The organism is Ignavibacteria bacterium (assembly GCA_025612375.1).
Lineage (GTDB): Bacteria > Bacteroidota > Ignavibacteria > Ignavibacteriales > SURF-24 > JAAXKN01.
On sequence record JAAXKN010000017.1, the window covers coordinates 38412 to 53050 of the forward strand.

Below are 14639 nucleotides of genomic sequence, written 5' to 3' on the forward strand. Positions count from 1 at the left end.
TTTCAGGGTAAATAAAATGATCCCATTCTTTCAGGCTACATAGCCAGGAAACTTAATGCCGGTACCGCCTTTGCAATTCCGAGCGTGATAAAGCTCCAGATGATCCAGATGCCGAAGACCACGGCGAAGTATTTGCCCATGGCTTTTGAATGAAACATCCTGGCCAGTCCTATGCTTGTAATTGCAAGTCCCCATATCCCTATCACGTCCAGCTTATACATCAGCATTCCTGCAAGTGTATTTTTATCCGCATTCATGAATGCGCCAACGCTGGTACCCATGAGGAACTTCCTCGTCAAAAGGGAAGCCAGGACCATCAGAACCGTTCCTATGATGGCAATGTAATATGACATTCCGTTTGCAGAAAGCGCCGACTGGTACGTACCCTCTCCTTTAAGCACAAAGCGGCTGAAGAGAAAGTATATCCCCGTTACAATAAAGAACATAATGGAAACGGCGAACAGCGTGGATATGGCTCCGAAGATTGCCGCTGCTGCACCCGTGCCGAATTCATCCATCCTTTCGCGGTTCTTTTCAATCTGCTCATCTGCCATTTCGCGCGTAAGCTGCCCTTTTTCAACCATCTCGTTAAATGTCTTTTCAATTGAGGCAATCTGCTTTTGCCTTATTTCGTATCTGATATCAGGGTTGCTCATTAGAATGATGTTTGCAAGTATTGCAATAACTATCATCAGGCTTAAAGGCATAAGCCAGTCAGTTACGCGTGGCGGAAACTTTGACATCTGCTCAAAAGTCCGCACGGGGTTTGTAATAATACCAACAACTTTGTCGGAATGGCTAAGTTCTTCCTGGTCGGTTTCCGGTGCCTGTTCAGGAATCAATGGTTCAGGATTATGAATCTCATCCATATTTGACCTCTCTCCGGTTGTTAAAAAATTTTACGGAAGGGCTCAAGAGTAAAAAAGATAAATTATCTGACATAATTTACTGAAATATTTTTAAAAGTAAACACACATCCGGCACAAATGTAATATTATTAAGCTTCCCAGACAAGCCTCAGAAACCTTAGAATCAGCGGAATTTGTTCATAAAAAGCCCCGCCATACCGTGAAAAAAAACGATGAGTGCCATAAGAATCCCCTTCCAGTTATCGCCTACGGTCTGTCCATGGATGCTTGTCTGTGAGAATTTATAAATTACAAAGACCGAAATAATAATAATGCCGAGTGTTAGATTGCCTGTTTTGTAGAACAGAGTAAGTTCGCGTTCGCCAGGCTGAACTCTGCGTGCTCTCAGGTACAAAGGCAGAAAAGCCAGCAGGGCAAGCGAGGCAAGCCCCTTCATCCCGAAGAGAAGAACCAGAGTAATTGCAATTGCGCCTACAATAGCCTCATAGAAATACCTGAACAGCATTTTTATCCCTCCTTTGAAGTTGATGCATCATGGATGTTCGTAGTAAAATGTAGGTTATGCGCAATATATTGTCAAGCCCCAAAGGCCCCGGGCTAATCATTTCAGCTCCCATCCTCCCACCCCCTCCCAAATTGTTTACTTGCCTTCTAAAGCTTAAAGCGCTATGTTTAAGATTACAAAAAGCCAATCTTAAACTTAAGGGAGAATATGAAAACCATTATTGAACCTTTTAAGATTAAATCTGTTGAACCGATCAGATTTACTACAAAAGAAGAAAGGATTGAAATCCTGAAAACCGCAGGCTACAACCCATTCTTAATCCATGCTGAAGACGTGATAATTGACCTCCTTACCGATAGCGGCACTTCTGCTATGAGCGCCAAACAGTGGGCAGGCATTATGGACGGTGATGAATCCTACGCGGGCGCAAAAAGCTTCTTCCGCTTTGAAGCCGCCGTTAAGAAAATAACAGGAATGAAATATATCATCCCTACACATCAGGGCAGGGCAGCCGAAAAGATCCTCTTCTCCATTACAGGAGGCGAAGGAAAATATTTCCCCAATAATACACATTTTGACACCACAAGGGCTAATGTTGAATTTACAAAGGCTGAGGCATTCGACCTTCTCAACGAGGTTGGCAAACATCCTGAAATCAGGGCCGATTTCAAGGGAAATATGGATATTGAGGCACTTGAGAGGTTTATTAAGGAAAAGGGAAGTCAGAATATCCCCCTCTGCATGATTACCGTTACTAACAATTCCGGCGGCGGCCAGCCGGTATCAATGCAGAATATCAGGGAAACTAAAGCCGTCTGCCAGAAGTACGGCATCCCGCTCTTTCTGGACGCATGCCGCTTTGCCGAGAACGCTTATTTTATAAAGAAAAGGGAAAAAGGCTACGAAAATAAATCTGTGCTCGAAATCGCTCAGGAAATGTTTTCCTATGCCGACGGATGCACAATGAGCGCAAAGAAAGATGCCCTCGTCAATATCGGCGGATTCCTCGCAATGAATGACGACACGCTTGCTATGCTCTGCCGAAACCTCCTTATTGTAACAGAAGGGTTCCCGACATATGGCGGCCTGGCAGGACGCGACCTTGAGGCTATTGCACAGGGGCTCGAAGAGGTCCTCGACGAGCATTACCTTCAGTACAGAATCAGAAGCGTTGAGTACCTGGGAGAAAAACTCCTCTCGGCCGGTGTCCCGATGATCGAACCCCCGGGCGGGCACGCAATTTATCTCGACGCAAAAAGATTTCTGCCCAATGTTCCGCAGAGTGAGTTCCCGGGACAGTCAATTGTATGCGAGCTCTACACAGAGGGCGGCATAAGGTCGGTTGAAATCGGAAGCGTCATGTTCGGCAAGTACGGCTCTGATGGAAAACTCATTCCGCCTCCAATGGAACTCGTGCGCCTTGCAATTCCAAGACGCGTTTATACGCAAAGCCATATAGATTATGTGGCCGAGATAGTAATTGATGTTTTTAATAAAAGGGAATGCTTGAAGGGCTACAGGCTTACTTATGAGGCCCCTATGCTCAGGCATTTTACCGCCAGATTTGAACAATTATAAAAGTATATGGAAGTTAAAAAGAAATATTCGTTTACAAATAACAGGCAGCTCTGGAGAATTCTCCTTTCGGAATCAAATAAGCTGATTATTGAAGACCGCAGCCCGGAAGAAAAACAGGCTTTCTTCAACTGCCTCGACGCCGCAACGGGCGGGGAAATATTCAGGAATTTTCAGCTTGATGAAAAATTCTGGGTCGGCATTGAAGCTATATATAAAGACATAATTTATTTCCATAAGTACGCTAAACCCGATATGCCGGGCCACAAGGAAATTATTGCCTTCGACATCGTGGAACAGAAGATCCTCTGGCACGAAGAGAACCTCTCATGGCTTTTTGTACATGAGGATAAGGTCTACGCCTTCAGACAGAAGTTTGAAGGATGGGATTTCTTCAGCCTCGATTACAGAACAGGAGAGGTGACGGAAGAACTTGGAAATGACGCCGAAAAGGTGAACTCCATCAGAGACTCAATAGACGAAATGGAGAAATACCGCGGATACCTTTTCCCTGAGACTTTTCACCAGGATAAAATTGAAGACATTGAAATAAAGCAGATAATTGAAGAAATTACTAATGGCCGCGACGTTGCCGGAAACATTGAATATATTAAGTACAGTCACCTCCTTTTATTCAGTTTCTATGCAAGGGTGTTTGAACAAAGCCTGGTTAACAGGTTCCTGTGCGCGGATACAAGGACGGGGAAAATAATTTTTGAAGACGTGCTCAACGCAAACGCAAATGCATTTGTGCCCGATTCATTTTTTATGAAAGATAACCTTATTTTCCTACTTAAGGAAAAAAAGGAACTCATAGTTTGCTCAGTTGAATAAATAAGGGAACGTTTAATGGAATTGTCAGATGAAGAGAAAAGGATCCTCTTAGAAGCCGCACGTGAGTCCATTATAGGCTACTTTAAGGGCGAAGGCCTTCCCCCGCAGGCGGATTACGAAAACCACCCGGTCTTAAAGGAACATGCAGGGGCTTTTGTAACGCTTACTAAGGATAAGGCCCTGCGGGGCTGCATTGGCTATATTATAGCTGATGACCCTCTTTTTCTGACAGTCTGCGACGCGGCCCGCAAGGCTGCATTTACCGACCCGAGGTTTGATGCCCTCGGTCAGAATGAACTTGATAAGGTGGAACTCGAAATTTCTGTCCTTTCCCCTCCTTTTAAGATGAAAAGCTACGATGAGATTGTGCTTGGAAAACATGGAGTTATTCTGGAAGACCTGGGACGAAGAGCACTTCTTCTGCCGCAGGTTCCCATTGAACACCGTATGAATAAGGACGAGTACCTCTCGGCCCTCTGCGAAAAGGCCGGACTGCCATCTAATCTCTGGCAGAAGAGGAACTTAAATATGCTGCTCTTTACGGCAAGTGTTTTTTCTGAAGAGGAAATGGGAGGTTAGAAGTATGGAGACAGTCAGACCGCCTGCTGTTGCGGGCATGTTTTATCCGTCAGATGAAAAAAAGTTAAAAGACGAAGTCAGGTTTCTTCTCGATGCCGCAGGAAGCGAAGAAGCCCCCGGAAGCGTTACTGCTATTGTGGTCCCGCACGCGGGATATATATATTCCGGCAGAACGGCCGCTTATGCATATAATATGGTAAGGAATAAAACCTATGAGACCGTGGTCATAATCTCCCCCAGCCACAGGGAGTATTTCCCCGGTGTCTCGGTCTACAGCGGGGATGCCTACAGTACCCCCCTTGGAGTTGTTCCTGTCAATAAGACAATGCGCGAGGAGCTTACACGCGATGCAAAGCTGATCTTTCAGGGCGTCGAGGGCCACCGCCAGGAGCACGCTCTCGAAGTACAGCTCCCTTTTTTACAGATGGTGCTTAAGGATTTTAATATACTCCCTATTGTCATTGGCGACCAGAAGGAGGAGTTCTTGAATGAGCTTTCCGAACGTCTCTCTAAAGTTGTTAACGATAAAACTCTCATAGTTGCAAGTTCCGACCTGTCGCACTTCCATTCGAAAATGGAGGCCGACCGCCTGGATTCAATTGTGGAGAAAAGAATCAGCCAGTTCGATTACCAGACTCTCTTAAGGGATCTGCATAACAACAATTGCGAAGCCTGCGGCGGAGGCCCTATTGTGGCCGCAATGAGAACGGCTGACCTCCTGAACGTCAGAAAAGCAAAGGTTCTTAACCGCAGCGATTCCGGTGACGTGACGGGTGATAATTCAGAAGTCGTGGGATATCTTTCGGCTGTAATATATGAGTGATATAGCAGTTGTTGGAGCCGGAAAGGCAGCGGCGTCTCTTGCAAACGGCCTGGTGACAAAAAATGAGAACGTGGCCTGCATTATAAGCAAAAGCCTCAGGTCTGCACGCGACCTTGCAAACAGATTAGGGATCAGAAATTATTCGGACTCTCTGGCAGATATCCCAAAGTGGATCCGTATCGTTTTTATCGCTGTACCCGACAGGGCTATATCCCGCATAGCCGAAGAACTTTCCATGTACGACCTGGACTTTCCGAACACACTTTTCTGCCACCTTTCAGGTGCGCAGAATATTTCACTTCTTGAACCCTTGAGGGAAAAAGGAGCCCATACGGCATCACTGCACATTATGCAGTCGTTCCCTTCAAAAAACTTCGTTGAATTAAGGGGCGCATTTGCAGCAGTTGAATCTTCCACACCCGAGGCTGAGAAGACGTTCTTCGAACTTGCTGAAAAGCTCGAGATGCGCCCTTTTGTAATAGGCTCTGAAGACAAGATATTCTATCACATTGCTGGCGTGTTTGCTTCCAACTTCCTCATCGCAAACCTTTACCACGCCCAGCAGGCCTTTAACAAAAGCAGAATTGAAGGCGTGGATTTCTTTTCACTCATAAAGCCGATCGTAAAATCAACACTTGCAAACGCGGATAAGGACGGCGTTATCAGGGCGCTTTCAGGACCCGTGGAAAGAAACGACCTGGAAGTAGTTAAAAATCATCTTTCTGTCCTGAAAAAGGCCTCAAGGGAAAACGGGGAGGAAGGGGGGATGGATAACATTTACCTCAACTATATCTGCCAGTCCTTAAGCCTTCTTGAAATTACAAAAATTAAAAACCCGTCTGATGTGGAAAGCTACAAAAAGCTGCGCGAGCTTTTAATCTGCGAGCTTAAGGAAGCGGTGGAAAAGGAAGCCCGGTGTCCAAAGCCCAAAGTCCATAACAATACAAAAAAGCCGTAAAGAATCTTCCTTACGGCTTTTTTAATTATATCAGAATTTTTGAATCTTAGAACCTTCTGTCGCCGGCCTGCTGGTTGTAGACCACCACTACGTCAACCCATGCCGGTTCGCCCGGTACTCCGCCTCCCTTGTTGACAATCCTGATCTTTGAATAATGCTGGTCGTTGTCGTAAACGAAAATATAATTACTCTCCGTATCCGGTACGCTCTTAACCCAGCTCTGGTCCTTTGCGGGAGCCGAAACCGTATCTGTGAGTGTAGTCGAATTGCCAACCTTAAAGAATGTTACCCTTGTTAATCCGCTTGCCTGGTCGGCTGAGGCAAGCACAAAGCCGGAACTCGAATAGTAAAGGTCAACCTTTGCCCTGTCGGGAGCAGTTGAACTGATACCCGAGGGCTGCCCCGTAGAAAGGATCAGTCCGCTCGGTTTCCCGGTTGTGCCTATCGTCTCATAGATCCTTACCACGGGATAGGTTACAGTTGAAAGGGGCATCTTTACGCTAAGCTTCGTCGTCTCTCCTGCATTAACTGCAACGGAAATGGTCGTGTCACGCAGCCCCTGGTATTTAAGCGTAATTGAATATGAACCTGCATCAAGGCCTGTAAGGCTGTCGGGCGTAATCTTATTTGTGTTTGTGTTGTTATTCCAGATCTGGGCTCCGCTCGGGTTTGATGTTATATAAATGCTTCCTTTTTGTGCCGCAGGCTCTGGATTGGTTGAATTATCGCTGCATGAATAAAACGCAAAAGAAATAAGCAGGGCAATTGCAAGTAGATAATACTTTTTCATTTAACTTCTTCTCCTCTTACTTTTTAGCTAAATTAAAATTAAACTTTGATCCGTCGAGTGACATGGTGAATGTCCCCGATAACTTTTTCATGTCGTCAGAAACCTTCCCGGCATATTTCCCCTGAAATCTGCTGTGCAGAAGGTCCTGCATTGTAAATTTCTTTGTCGCGGGGTCAAAGGTTCCGCTTACCTGCTGGTTTATGACCTCCCTGTAATTAATTGTAATGCTTCCCTTAAAATCGTTTCCGTTCTGTTCTGTAATTTTAAGAGTTGTAGAACGCTGGTCGAAAGTTCCCCTGTAAGTCCCTTTAAGGTCCGGAACTGCGGCTGTCTTTGCTGTAGTATCGGCTTTTTTTGTCGTATCAGCCATTTTGGTCGTATCCCCCTGCTGAACGTTCTGCTTCGGCTGTTCCTGCTTTTTACCGCAGCCCGTGGAAACTATGAGGGAAAACAGAAGCACAAGTGACAAAGTGGATTTAGCAAACCATTTTATTGTGTAGTTTTTTTTCACAAAGCCTCCTATCTGATTTTTATGTGGTATTATGGTTATAATTTGAATTTTAAGAAGTTTTCATAATTTTTTTGTGCGCGGGAACAAATCAGCGGCTGTTTTATTATAATTTATCAAAAGACAGATGCAAAACAACAGAAAACCGTCAGGCTGTTTCTTAAAATAAATCCTAAAAATCTGTATTTTTTGCTATATTTATATAATGTAAAATTTGGAGGATCTGGCTATCGAAAAGCAAAATAAAACCCAGAATGATATAGTTGAGAAAATTGTTTCTCTGGCTAAAAGAAGAGGATTTGTATTCCAGTCGAGCGAAATCTACGGAGGCCTTAACGGCTGCTGGGATTACGGCCCGCTTGGAGTTGAACTCCTTAAAAATATAAAGGAAGAATGGTGGAAATTCATGACCTACAGGAAAAATATCGAGGGGATTGACGCCGCCATACTTATGCACCCAAGAGTTTGGGAAGCCTCAGGACATGTGGCTAATTTTACCGATCCAATGATCGACTGCAAACAGTGCAAGGCGCGTTTCCGCCTCGATACACTGGCAGAACTGATTTCAGCCAAGAAAAAAGAAAAGGCGGTTAAAGCCCTGCACGAAGTTGTGGCAGAACATCCTGAGCAGATCCGGAAGCTTGATGAACTCACACAGGGCAAGTTTACCGATGAGGCTTCAATGAATGAGGCTTTTGACGCCGTCTTGGAGGACCAGGATCTTGGCAAAAAGCTTTTATCAATTCTTAACTGCCCGCAGTGCGGAAATGCAGGCACTTTTACCTCGGCAAGGCAGTTTAACCTCATGTTCAAAACTTTCATCGGCCCGGTTGAAGATTCAGGCGCCGTAGTTTACTTGAGGCCTGAGACCGCACAGGGCATATTTGTAAATTTCCTGAACGTCCAGAACTCCAGCCGCCAGAAGCTCCCATTTGGAATTGCACAGATCGGCAAGGCGTTCAGAAATGAAATTAATACGAAGAACTTCCTCTTCCGTACACGTGAATTTGAACAGATGGAAATGCAGTTCTTCATTAAGCCTTCTGATGACGATAAGTGGTACGAATACTGGAAAGAACAGCGCATAGAGTGGTTCAAGGCTCTGGGTATGACCCCCGACAAGCTGAGATTCCATGACCATCCGCAGGATAAGCTGGCTCACTATGCTAAAAAAGCTACTGATATAGAATACCTCTTCCCCTTCGGCTGGGGTGAAATTGAGGGTATTCATAACAGGAAGGACTGGGACCTCAGCCAGCACCAGAAATTTTCCAATAAATCTCTTCAGTATTTTGACGAGGAATCAAAGGAAAAATTCGTTCCTTATGTAATTGAAACTTCAGCCGGCGCAAGCCGCTCATTTATGGCATTCTTAATCGATTCTTACTACGAAGAAGAAGTTAACGGCGAGCAGAGGTCTGTTCTTAAATTCCACCCGCGCCTGGCTCCCATTAAGGCTGCCGTTTTACCGCTCGTAAATAAGGACGGTATGCCTGAAATAGCTCAGAAGATAGACCGCGACTTAAGGCCTTTCCTCAGGGTGTTCTACGACGACAAGGGTGCCATAGGCCGCAGATACAGAAGAATGGACGAGGTTGGTACTCCGTACTGCATTACCGTTGATACACAGACACTCGAGGACCAGACGGTTACAATTAGGGAAAGAGACTCCATGCAGCAGGAAAGGGTCGCAATTGACCAGCTGCTGTCCTATTTCCAGAAAAAACTTGTTAACAGCAGCCTCGATTTCTGAAAATAAGAAACAATTTTGACTTTCATATTAGTAAAGACACAAGTAATATAAATTGTATGTCTTTACTAATATGGGAGGATTGAATGAAAATTGTTAACGTTCTTTTATTTTTTGTCGTGCTTGCAGTCTCAGGCATGGTTTTTCTGGAAGGCTGCTCCAGTAACGATTCAGGTACTAATCCCGTTTCTCCCGGCGGCCCTGCCGCCCCGGCGGATGTTAATGTCGTCTTGTCGGCAATTCCGGGCGGGGGAAGTAATGCCAGGGTTTCCTGGACTAAATCCACCAGCAACTCTGCAGGAGACTTTGCAGGATACCAGGTTATTACAAATAAAGTTGATACTACCGGTAAAGTATTGAGCCGCGCCGATTCTGCCCTCGTGGTAAAATCCGACAGCTCTTTTCATATTGTTAACCTGGATCCCGGCCGCAGCACCAGGTACCAGACGAAAGTCTATGCCGTAAATGGTGACGGCACAAGAAGCCAGGCTGCAACTTCGGTTATCTATGCCGCCATCTATGAGTATACCAACCAGACTATTGACGAGTTCTCGGCTGCCTCTAATGCGGCTAAAAGCGGCTTCGGATGGGACCCGTTCCTGGGCGGGGGCACACAGCTGGCATATAGCTCCGATAATGCCTCCAGAATCGACCTTAATATGAGAATGGACAACACTGACGGAGCAATGAAATTCTATTCGCCTTCTTCAGCCAAAGCGCCGCTGACAAACGGGCACGATACCAAACTTTCACTCATTGGAACAGGGCAGGCGGCTTATGATAAGGCGGAAGGACTTGCTGAACCAACTTTAAGTGAAATTGCAATTACTCCCGATAACGTATATCTCATTAAAACACAGGCCGGCAACTACATTAAACTGTGGGTCAAAAGCCTCGGAAAACTTTCGGGAAACTCGTATAATACCGCTACATTCGACTATAAACTTCAGCCTTTTGCGGGTTTAAGAGTCCTTAAAAGATAGTTCCTTGTTACTAAACTGAACCCGGTTTATACTCAACCGGGTTTTTTTATATGGAGACGTTTTGAAAAGATTAGCTGTTATCCTTTTTGTCCTCCTGATGGCAGGACAGGCTTTCTCACAAAACGGGGATTTTGATTCCCGCGTGAAAAATGGAATCCGGCAGATATATAACATAAAGTTCGACGAGGCCGACAGGACCTTTAAGGAGGTTATTGCCGACTACCCGAAACATCCGGCAGGAAAATTCTTCCTTGCTATGATTGACTGGTGGAAGATTCTGCTGGACCTGGACAATGAAAGCTACGACGACATCTTTTTTGCGAAACTGGAAGACGTTATTTTTCAGTGCGACCAGATACTCGATAAGGACCCTTCTAATGTGGATGCCCTTTTCTTTAAGGGGGGCTCTATCGGCTTCCGCGGACGCTTAAGAGCCATGAGGGAAAGCTGGATTAAGGCCGCCGACGACGGGCGCGAGGCGCTCCCTATTGTAAACCATGCCTATAAGCTTAATCCGAATAACGTGGACGTGCAGCTGGGCTTTGGAATTTACGATTACTATGCTGCCGTAATTCCGGCAAAATACCCCATGATAAAGCCTCTTATGATGTTCTTCCCATCGGGAGACAAGGAAAAGGGAATTAAGGAACTGACCAACGTCGCAATGAACGGCAAGTACGCTAAAACAGAATCGAGATATTTCCTTATGCAGCTCTACTACCAGTTTGAGGAGAATTTCCAGAAAGCAGAGGAATTTGCAAAGATGCTTACTTCGGAATATCCCGATAACCCTCTTTTTGAGCGCTACCAGGGAAGAATTAATATAAGAAAAGGAAGCCTTTTTACGGCAGACAGCATTTTTTCCGACGTCTACAGGAAATACCAGCAGAAATTCCCCGGCTATAATGAACAGTCTAGAAGGGAAGCAACCTATTACCTGGGATACTACAGGCGCAACATGGGGCAGACGGATGCCGCTATTCAATATTTCCAGGAATGTGAAAATGCATCAAGAAAGCTGGACAAAGATGAGGCCTCTGGTTTCATGGTAAATACGCTGCTTTACCTCGGGAACCTTTACGACCAGAAAGGGGAGCGCGACAGGGCGGTTAAATACTATAAAGAGGTGCTTGACGTTAAGGAGTTCGGCCATTCGCATAACCTTGCCGGGCAGTATCTGCAGAAACCGTATCAGAGATAAAAAAAAGCCGCTTTAACATAAGCGGCTTAAAATTTTAATAGCTGAAAGTTATTCCGATCCGGTGTATGGCATCTATAAATCCGTATGAGGAGTAGGAATAATCGAAGTTGTAGCCGCTTATAAGTGCTCCCACTCCTATATTAAATCCTGCCAGTCCGGTTGATGTATCGAGTTTCATCTCCCTGCGTTTTTCATTGTCGTAGCCCAGGCGCAGCCTTAAGACGCGGCTTAAGTTAAATTCGGCGCCAAGGGAGAATACTTTTAGCTTGTCACCTAACTCCTGGTTCTCATTAAGCTTGTTAAAGCTAAGGGCAATTGTAAGAGGGATGTGCGCCATCTTCTTTGAAATCCCGAACCTGAGGTCTACAGGAAGGCTTTCCCTGTGCGAATCGTAGTAGGGTTTTATCTGTGTCCCAAGGTTCAGGGCTGAAAGCCCAAAGACGATCTGCTGATCGGGGAACAGGTACTGAAGTCCCAGGTCAACTCCCGCGGCGGAAGATGCTACCTCAGCGATCGATGAATATATAAATTTAACGTTTACGCCGTAGTAGAAATTCTGATCCAGGGCGTTGGCATAGCCCAGCATAAAAGCTACGTCGCCGGCGCTGAATTCGCCAAGCTTGTTCTTAAATTCGTCTGCGCGCGTAAAGGTGCCGTAGTTTATATAATTAACTCCCAGTGCAAAGCGTCCTGCATTTTCAAATTCCTTTGAAACCGCCAGCCCGCCCATGTTGATATCCAGGAAGTAATTGACGTAGGAGATTGAAACCGGGGTTTCTTTAAGGGAATTAATACCTGCCGGATTATAGAATACCACGTTCGGGTCGTCTGTATTTGTTACAAAGCTTCCGGCCAGGGCAGCAGCTCTCGGATTCAGGTCCAGACGCAGAAAGTCGTATGCCGACTGCGCATGGAGCCCGCTTAGAAACGGTAAAGACAAAAATATCAGCAGAAAAATCCGGTAAAACTTCATTAATTTCCTCAAAATTGATACGGTATTTTAAGTATATTTGCAAATAATGGCAAGGCAAATGTGGAAAAGGAGTGTGATTAGTTTCACAGGGCGTTTTTAAGGAAACAAAAGGGTATGAAAATATGTTAAATATTCAGAAATTGGCATTGTATTTTTATACTGTTTTGCACAAAAGCTCATAAATATTAAAAAAATAGAGAAAAGAAATGAATACATTAAAAACCGTGTTTTTTATGACCCTCATGATGGTACTATTCCTCTTTGTAGGGGGGCTGCTTGGAGGAGAAAGAGGGATAATGGTGGCTTTTATATTTTCACTCGTGATGAATTTCGGCTCGTACTGGTTTTCCGACAAGATTGTGCTTACAATGTACGGAGCCAAACAGGTCTCCGAAAATGAATTCCCTGCTCTTTACAGGATTGTTCGCGGCCTGGCAGAAAACGCTAAGCTCCCGATGCCTAAGGTTTACGTAATGGAAAACCCTACGCCCAACGCGTTTGCCACGGGAAGAAACCCTGAGCACGCTGCTGTTGCAGTTACGACGGGAATCCTTAATATGTTAACAGATGAAGAGCTCTCAGGCGTAATAGGCCATGAACTTGCGCACGTAAAGCACCGCGATATACTTATCGGCACCATTGTAGCCACGCTTGTAGGTACAATTACATTTGTAGCCCGTATGGCAGGCTGGGCTTTGATGTTCGGCGGCGGGCGCGACCGCGACCGCGACGGAGAGGGGATAGGCGGCATATTCCTGCTCGTTTTGTCACCCATAATTGCAATGCTCATTCAGCTCGCAATTTCAAGATCCAGGGAATACCTGGCAGACGAGGGAGGATCCGAAATATCAGGAAAGCCCTTAATGCTGGCCTCAGCCTTAAACAAGCTCAACGTATACAATGAAAGGATGCCGATGCTTAATGCTCAGCCTTCATCAGCGCACCTGTTCATAGTAAGCCCCCTTTCAGGCAAATCCTTCTTAAAGGTATTCTCCACCCATCCTCCCATCGAGGAAAGGATCAAACGCCTCCAGGCCCTTGCCGCAAAGCAGGCATAATCTGAATTGATTAAAATAAAAAACCCGCATTTAAGGCGGGTTTTTATTTTGAAATTACTCTGACTTCATATCTCGCGTCATGAGGTCCGTTGTGGCCTTGACGGGATCTTTGTCCTCAAATAAAACCGAATATACTTCATTTACTATCGGCGTGCTTACCTTGTGAACTTCCGCCAGGTTCTTGACCGAACGGCAGGTCTCAACCCCTTCGGCTACCATGGTCATCGACTTTAATACCTGCTTTAACGTCTTTCCTTCGCCAATCTTTTCCCCAACAAACCTGTTGCGGCTGTGGCGGCTCATGCACGTTACTATTAAATCCCCCATGCCTGAAAGACCAGCAAACGTTTCGGCTTTTGCCCCCATTGCAGCCCCCAGCCTCGAGATCTCTGCTATGCCGCGCGTCATAATGGCGGCTTTTGTGTTGTCACCGAACTTGGCGCCATCTATAATACCGGCACCAATTGCAATTACATTTTTTACCGCGCCACCAAGCTCAACGCCCAGAATATCGGTGGATGAATAGACTCTGAAATATGAGACTATAAACGCTCCCTGTATGCTTTTACTTGTGGCATCCGACTTTGATGCGGCTACAACGGCCGTCGGAATGCGGCGGCTTACCTCTTCGGCATGGCTCGGGCCTGAAAGGACTCCTATCTGCTCTTCGCTTAACTGCGGTATCTCGTCTTTTAACATCTGCGACATCGTAAGAAGCGACTTGTTCTCAATTCCCTTTGCAACACTTACAAGAATTGAGTTTTTTATCTGCGCAAAATCGATTTTCTTTACCACGCTCCTTAAGAACTGCGACGGAACGGCCATTACTGTCATATGGTTGTTATCAAGGGCATCATCCAGGTCGTGCGTAATTATCATCTCCTGCGGAATCTGAATGCCAGGCAGGTAAAGTTTGTTCTCCCTTATTTTATCCAGGGTTTTTGCATACTGGCGGTCATACTCCCAAAGAGAAACCTTGTGCCCGTTATAATGAAGCAGTATTGCCAGGGTTGTTCCCCAGCCGCCTGCGCCTAAAACTGTAATATTCATATTCTCTTAATTCTCATGTATTAAAAATCCGGATCCTGCCCCGCCGGGGCGGAATTTAACTAAAATATTCCGGCAATTAAAAATATCTTTTTTACTGAAAAATGTAAACGGGTAAAGTATGGAGAAATGCGGAAACATAAAAAAAAGAGAGAAAGTCCGCCGTAAATAATGCGTCCAGTCTCT

General features: G+C 45.5%; 15 protein-coding genes. 9 read left to right on the forward strand and 6 right to left on the reverse strand.

What is annotated here, in order from left to right; genetic code table 11:
• Positions 1 to 35: 35 nt before the first annotated feature.
• The gene (locus HF312_11830; protein MCU7520897.1) at positions 36 to 869 is read right to left on the reverse strand and encodes a hypothetical protein; all 834 of its coding nucleotides are present in this window, start codon (positions 867 to 869) and stop codon (positions 36 to 38) included.
• 163 nt (positions 870 to 1032) lie between these two features.
• Positions 1033 to 1374, reverse strand: coding sequence for a hypothetical protein (locus HF312_11835; protein ID MCU7520898.1), 342 nt, complete (start codon positions 1372 to 1374; stop codon positions 1033 to 1035).
• 207 nt (positions 1375 to 1581) lie between these two features.
• Between HF312_11835 and HF312_11840 the strand changes: the two genes are divergently transcribed.
• Genes HF312_11840 through HF312_11860 form a run of 5 tightly spaced genes read left to right on the forward strand, consistent with a single transcriptional unit; the run spans position 1582 to position 6143 of the window.
• Positions 1582 to 2952 carry a tryptophanase gene (locus tag HF312_11840; GenBank protein ID MCU7520899.1) on the forward strand — a complete coding sequence of 457 codons (1371 nt, stop codon included), beginning with the start codon at positions 1582 to 1584 and terminating at the stop codon, positions 2950 to 2952.
• A gap of 6 nt (positions 2953 to 2958) precedes the next feature.
• Positions 2959 to 3783 (forward strand): DUF4905 domain-containing protein, encoded by an 825-nt coding sequence (locus tag HF312_11845; GenBank protein MCU7520900.1) that lies wholly within the window; start codon positions 2959 to 2961, stop codon positions 3781 to 3783.
• 15 nt (positions 3784 to 3798) lie between these two features.
• Entirely contained in the window at positions 3799 to 4362 is a 564-nt protein-coding gene (gene amrA, locus HF312_11850; protein MCU7520901.1) for an AmmeMemoRadiSam system protein A, read from the forward strand.
• Positions 4363 to 4366: 4 nt separating this feature from the next.
• Positions 4367 to 5185, forward strand: a complete 819-nt coding sequence (amrB, locus tag HF312_11855) for an AmmeMemoRadiSam system protein B (GenBank protein MCU7520902.1) — start codon at positions 4367 to 4369, stop codon at positions 5183 to 5185.
• Positions 5178 to 6143, forward strand: a complete 966-nt coding sequence (locus tag HF312_11860) for a DUF2520 domain-containing protein (protein MCU7520903.1) — start codon at positions 5178 to 5180, stop codon at positions 6141 to 6143. Before amrB ends, HF312_11860 begins: the two co-directional genes overlap by 8 nt.
• A gap of 46 nt (positions 6144 to 6189) precedes the next feature.
• Here HF312_11860 and HF312_11865 read toward each other — a convergent pair whose 3' ends face one another.
• Together HF312_11865 and HF312_11870 are read right to left on the reverse strand one after the other, a co-directional pair.
• Positions 6190 to 6933, reverse strand: coding sequence for a PEGA domain-containing protein (locus HF312_11865; GenBank protein MCU7520904.1), 744 nt, complete (start codon positions 6931 to 6933; stop codon positions 6190 to 6192).
• Positions 6934 to 6949: 16 nt separating this feature from the next.
• Positions 6950 to 7444, reverse strand: coding sequence for a hypothetical protein (locus tag HF312_11870; protein ID MCU7520905.1), 495 nt, complete (start codon positions 7442 to 7444; stop codon positions 6950 to 6952).
• A gap of 256 nt (positions 7445 to 7700) precedes the next feature.
• On the opposite strand from HF312_11870, the gene HF312_11875 reads away from it, so the two are divergent.
• The 3 genes from HF312_11875 to HF312_11885 all read left to right on the forward strand — a co-directional run bounded on the left by HF312_11875 (position 7701) and on the right by HF312_11885 (position 11375).
• Positions 7701 to 9194 carry a glycine--tRNA ligase gene (locus HF312_11875; protein MCU7520906.1) on the forward strand — a complete coding sequence of 498 codons (1494 nt, stop codon included), beginning with the start codon at positions 7701 to 7703 and terminating at the stop codon, positions 9192 to 9194.
• 83 nt (positions 9195 to 9277) lie between these two features.
• Positions 9278 to 10174 (forward strand): hypothetical protein, encoded by an 897-nt coding sequence (locus tag HF312_11880; GenBank protein ID MCU7520907.1) that lies wholly within the window; start codon positions 9278 to 9280, stop codon positions 10172 to 10174.
• A 61-nt stretch (positions 10175 to 10235) separates the two neighbouring features.
• Positions 10236 to 11375: a tetratricopeptide repeat protein gene (locus HF312_11885; protein MCU7520908.1), complete on the forward strand. Its 1140-nt coding sequence runs from the start codon at positions 10236 to 10238 to the stop codon at positions 11373 to 11375.
• 34 nt (positions 11376 to 11409) lie between these two features.
• Here the strand turns inward: HF312_11885 and porQ are convergent, their stop codons facing one another.
• On the reverse strand, positions 11410 to 12348 hold the full coding sequence (gene porQ, locus HF312_11890) for a type IX secretion system protein PorQ (GenBank protein ID MCU7520909.1): 939 nt from the start codon (positions 12346 to 12348) through the stop codon (positions 11410 to 11412).
• Positions 12349 to 12554: 206 nt separating this feature from the next.
• Between porQ and htpX the strand changes: the two genes are divergently transcribed.
• A complete protein-coding gene (gene htpX, locus HF312_11895; GenBank protein ID MCU7520910.1) occupies positions 12555 to 13406 on the forward strand; it encodes a zinc metalloprotease HtpX in 852 nt (283 codons plus the stop codon).
• 54 nt (positions 13407 to 13460) lie between these two features.
• Here htpX and HF312_11900 read toward each other — a convergent pair whose 3' ends face one another.
• Complete coding sequence (locus HF312_11900) at positions 13461 to 14456, reverse strand: NAD(P)H-dependent glycerol-3-phosphate dehydrogenase (GenBank protein MCU7520911.1); 996 nt, start codon at positions 14454 to 14456, stop codon at positions 13461 to 13463.
• Positions 14457 to 14639: the final 183 nt, after the last annotated feature.

Coding starts and splice junctions, on each gene's coding strand:
- HF312_11830 (MCU7520897.1), bottom strand. CDS start 869: ATGGATGAGATTCATAATCCTGAACCATTGATTCCTGAACAGGCACCG.
- HF312_11835 (MCU7520898.1), bottom strand. CDS start 1,374: ATGCTGTTCAGGTATTTCTATGAGGCTATTGTAGGCGCAATTGCAATT.
- HF312_11840 (MCU7520899.1), top strand. CDS start 1,582: ATGAAAACCATTATTGAACCTTTTAAGATTAAATCTGTTGAACCGATC.
- HF312_11845 (MCU7520900.1), top strand. CDS start 2,959: ATGGAAGTTAAAAAGAAATATTCGTTTACAAATAACAGGCAGCTCTGG.
- amrA (MCU7520901.1), top strand. CDS start 3,799: ATGGAATTGTCAGATGAAGAGAAAAGGATCCTCTTAGAAGCCGCACGT.
- amrB (MCU7520902.1), top strand. CDS start 4,367: ATGGAGACAGTCAGACCGCCTGCTGTTGCGGGCATGTTTTATCCGTCA.
- HF312_11860 (MCU7520903.1), top strand. CDS start 5,178: ATGAGTGATATAGCAGTTGTTGGAGCCGGAAAGGCAGCGGCGTCTCTT.
- HF312_11865 (MCU7520904.1), bottom strand. CDS start 6,933: ATGAAAAAGTATTATCTACTTGCAATTGCCCTGCTTATTTCTTTTGCG.
- HF312_11880 (MCU7520907.1), top strand. CDS start 9,278: ATGAAAATTGTTAACGTTCTTTTATTTTTTGTCGTGCTTGCAGTCTCA.
- porQ (MCU7520909.1), bottom strand. CDS start 12,348: ATGAAGTTTTACCGGATTTTTCTGCTGATATTTTTGTCTTTACCGTTT.
- htpX (MCU7520910.1), top strand. CDS start 12,555: ATGAATACATTAAAAACCGTGTTTTTTATGACCCTCATGATGGTACTA.
- HF312_11900 (MCU7520911.1), bottom strand. CDS start 14,456: ATGAATATTACAGTTTTAGGCGCAGGCGGCTGGGGAACAACCCTGGCA.